The organism is Microbacterium sp. (genome assembly GCF_011620665.1).
Lineage (GTDB): Bacteria > Actinomycetota > Actinomycetes > Actinomycetales > Microbacteriaceae > Microbacterium.
Map to the genome: position 1 here is coordinate 1 of NZ_WOYQ01000071.1, position 3,753 is coordinate 3,753.

The window sequence follows — 3,753 nt, forward strand, 5'->3', positions numbered from 1 at the left end:
CCGATCGACATCTCCGCGGCGGGGTGGTCGCCGCGCCCGGACAGCGACCCCCCCGTTACTTTCTTCGTAGCCGCTTGGTGAGGATGCTGGGCGGTGGCAGCCTGCCGGGCTCGGCATGATTGGTCCCCCCTGTCGCACGCATGATCCGGGGGGTGTTGTCACCGAGCCTGGTTGGCGGTGGGTGATCGCTGATAGGGGCCAGGCCCGAGCACGCTCGAGGTCGTTCGTAACGTGGATGCCGAGACGCACCGTCGCAGCTGTCATCTACCGAACGACGGGAGCAACGTGGTCACACAGATCGACAACTACGACCAGGTCGACGTGTTCGTCGGCCTCGACGTCGGCAAAGGTGAGCACCACGCGGTCGCTCTCGACCGTGGAGGCAAGAAGCTCTATGACCGGGCTCTACCCAACGACGAGAGACGGCTCAGAGCCGTACTGGCCGATCTTCAGGAGCACGGCGTTGTCCTGTTGATCGTGGATCAGCCGGCAACGATCGGCGCGCTGCCAATCGCGGTCGCGCAAGCCGCAGGCGCGATGGTCGGCTACCTCCCCGGACTCGCGATGCGCCGCATCGCAGACCTCCATCCCGGTGAGGCGAAGACCGACGCGAGAGACGCGGCGATTATCGCGGAGACTGCGCGGACCATGCCGCACACGCTTCGCTCGATCCAGGCGACGGATGAACAGGTTGCCGAGCTCACGATGCTCTGCGGGTTCGACGACGACCTCGCCGCCCAGATCACCCAGGTCGGAAACCGCGTCCGCGGACTGCTCACTCAGATTCACCCCGCCCTGGAACGCGTGGTCGGGCCACGGCTCGATCACCCCGCGATCCTCGATCTGCTGCAGCGCTGGCCGTCACCGGCACGGTTGCGCGCAGCGGGCGAGAAGCGAATCGCCACGCGAATGCTGAAACTCGCACCCCGCAAGGGCCGGGACTGGGCGCACGAGATCGTTGCCGCGCTCAGTGAGCAGACCGTGGTCGTCACCGGCACGAACGCCGCCGCGCTCGTGCTCCCACGGCTCGCCGCACAGCTCGCGACGCTGCGGAAGCAGCGCGACGAGGGTGCGGCGGAGGTTGAAAGGCTGGTCGATGCGCACCCTCTTCAGCCCGTCCTGACGAGCATGCCCGGAGTCGGCGTCAGGACCGCAGCTCGACTCCTCACTGAGGTCGCTGGCAAGCACTTCCCCACCGCCGGACACCTCGCCGCCTACGCCGGCCTCGCACCCGTCACCCGAAGATCCGGCTCCTCGATCCGCGGCGAATACTCGTCCCGCCGCGGCAACAAGACCCTGAAGAACACGATGTTCCTCTCGGCATTCGCCGCGCTCCGCGACCACGAATCACGCGCCTACTACGACCGCAAGATCAGCCAGGGCAAACGCCACAACCAGGCGCTGCTCGCCCTGGCCCGACGTCGCTCCGACGTCCTATTCGCCATGCTCCGTGACGGCACCCTCTACGACGCTGGCTCGCGATCAGTTGCGGCGTGAAGGATGCGTAGTCGTCCATCGTTGGGTTGCTGGGAGAATCGGTCACGTGATCGATCTGAACGAGGTGACCGTCTCCGTTGGCGATGTGATGCTGCTGGCACCGGTGTCGGCCTCTGTCGACTCGGGCGATGTCCTGGTCGTTCGTGGGCGAAACGGCACCGGCAAGTCCACGCTGCTGAGGGCGATCGCGGGGGTCCGGTCACCAACGAGCGGAACGGTTCGTGTCGGCGACGACATCGTGACGGAGCGCAATCGCCGACTCCGTCGGCGGGTCGCCGCCATGATCGGGCTGCCGCCGATTGCGCCGGATCTGACGGTTGCGGATCACGTGCTCTTGGTGGCGTCGACGTGGCTGGATGATCCGCTCGCGGCGGCCGAACTCGCGCGGGGAGTGCTCGACGAACTGGGGCTCACGCCGCTGGCGGCGCGCTTCCCCCACGAGTTGTCCTCTGGGCAGACGCAGTTGTTCGCACTCGGGCTCGTGCTGGCCCGGTCGTTCGACGTGCTCATCATCGATGAGCCGGAGCAGCGGCTCGACCCGGAACACATCGATCTGGTGATCAACGCCCTGCGCGCCCGCCGCGACAACGGCGCGACCCTCATAGTCGCGACCCACAACCCGCGACTGGCTGAGGAACTCGCCGATCACACCCTCTGGCTGGGCGCAGCGGCATGACGAGTCGCCTTTCTGAGCCACTTCGCATTTGGCGCTCACGCAATGCCCGAGCGCGAGGAGATCACGCCTACCTCGCCTACATGATCTTGATGTTGACGCTGGTCACCGTCGCTCCCATCGTGCGCGCGATCTCAGTGAGCTTGACCAGCACGCAAGGAATCGCGCTACTCACATCGCCTGCGGCGTCGAGCGTGACAATGCTCGCAGTCTCGGGCATCTGGGCCTTCTGCCTGATGCTGGGCAGAGTCCGCGGTCCTGCGCTGCGCCCTCCGTTCGTGACCCATGCGCTGGCCTCGAGCGACCTCCCCCGAGCCACCTCCTTCCGTGGTCCGTTCCTCAGATCGGGCACGATGGTGGTCGCGCTCAGCACCGTCGTCGGCGTCCTGATCGGCGCGAGTCTGGTCTCAGCCGGGCACAGCAAACCCGGCGACGCACTGCTGTTCGTCCTCGCCTGCACCTGCGTCGGCATCATCTCCTCCATCGCGTGGCTGGTCGGTCAGGCGATGCCGCGCACCGCGGCACTCCTTGCCCCTCTCGTCTTCGCGCTGGGCACGGTCACCAGCACCATCCCGGCGATGCAACCCCTCACCCCATGGGGATGGGTCGGTCTCGCATACCCGGTCGCCACGGCAACGGGAACAATCGCCCCGCTCCTGGCCACGACCGCGGCCGCCGCCACCGTCGCGCCATCCCTGATGAGCAGGCTCACCCTCACACTGCTGACCGCACAAGCAGCCCGATGGGAGGCCGCTACCTCCCACGCGACCGGCATGGAGCTGGCTGCAGCCGCAACCGTCTACCAGCCCGCACCGAGGGTTGGGCGCCATCTGCGTGCCGTCAGACCCGCCCTGCAAAGACCACTGCTGTTTCTTCTCCGCGACGCCGTCGGCGCCGCGCGCACACCAGTCAGGTTCGCAACGGCCGCGCTCGCCCTCGCTGCGGCAGCGGCGCTCTTCACGCTCTCGTTGGTCCCGGAGTCGCCCAACTGGGCACTCAGCGCGGTCGCTGGTGTGATTCTGTTCGCCGCGCTCGGGCCATTCACCGATGGCATCCGACACGCCGCAAGTGTCGCGTCGGACCTTCCTCTCTACGGAATCAGCGACGAACGGCTCCTCGCCTATCACACGCTCTTCCCGGTCCTCGCAACTGTCATCGTGCTTGTCATCGCTACCGCGATCTGCTCACTCTTCATGGGGCACGTCATCCCGGCGATTCTCGGTTCTCTGGCACTCGGGATCCTCGCGATCATCGCGCGCATCGGGAACGCGCTAAAAGGGCCACTGCCACCCGAACTACTCACCCCGATCCCCACCCCCATGGGTGACCTGGGCGCCGCGGCGCGCCTCGCGTGGGCGATGGACGGCGTCCTCCTGACCGCGTTGGCCAGCGCATCCACCGCGCTTGTATTCCAGTCACCCATTCTCCTGCCCGCGGCCGGCATCGCCCTCACCGGTCTCACCATCCACCGCTGGCGCCACCGGATCTGAACCAGCCCCTTAGCTTGACTTAGGAGATAGGGGCACCCCCCCCCCGCGCCGTGGAGCTGCTTCAGTAGCCCACAGCGGCGAGCCCGAACTGGA

The 3,753-nt window shown here is 67.1% G+C and carries 4 protein-coding genes; 3 read left to right on the top strand and 1 reads right to left on the bottom strand.

What is annotated here, in order from left to right; translation table 11 throughout:
* Window positions 1–297: 297 nt before the first annotated feature.
* Both QZV81_RS09185 and QZV81_RS09190 read left to right on the top strand, forming a co-directional pair.
* Window positions 298–1,497, top strand: a complete 1,200-nt coding sequence (locus QZV81_RS09185) for an IS110 family transposase (protein WP_292836142.1) — start codon at window positions 298–300, stop codon at window positions 1,495–1,497.
* Between the two features lie 46 nt (window positions 1,498–1,543).
* The gene (locus QZV81_RS09190; protein ID WP_292836133.1) at window positions 1,544–2,173 is read left to right on the top strand and encodes an ABC transporter ATP-binding protein; all 630 of its coding nucleotides are present in this window, start codon (window positions 1,544–1,546) and stop codon (window positions 2,171–2,173) included.
* A 76-nt stretch (window positions 2,174–2,249) separates the two neighbouring features.
* Here QZV81_RS09190 and QZV81_RS09195 read toward each other — a convergent pair whose 3' ends face one another.
* Complete coding sequence (locus QZV81_RS09195) at window positions 2,250–2,390, bottom strand: hypothetical protein (protein WP_292836136.1); 141 nt, start codon at window positions 2,388–2,390, stop codon at window positions 2,250–2,252.
* A 58-nt stretch (window positions 2,391–2,448) separates the two neighbouring features.
* On the opposite strand from QZV81_RS09195, the gene QZV81_RS09200 reads away from it, so the two are divergent.
* Window positions 2,449–3,660 (top strand): hypothetical protein, encoded by a 1,212-nt coding sequence (locus QZV81_RS09200; RefSeq protein WP_292836139.1) that lies wholly within the window; start codon window positions 2,449–2,451, stop codon window positions 3,658–3,660.
* Window positions 3,661–3,753 lie beyond the last annotated feature (93 nt).

Bases quoted from the DNA above. Each gene is read 5' to 3' on its own strand.
- QZV81_RS09195 (WP_292836136.1), bottom strand. From the start codon at position 2,390: ATGCCCGAGACTGCGAGCATTGTCACGCTCGACGCCGCAGGCGATGTG.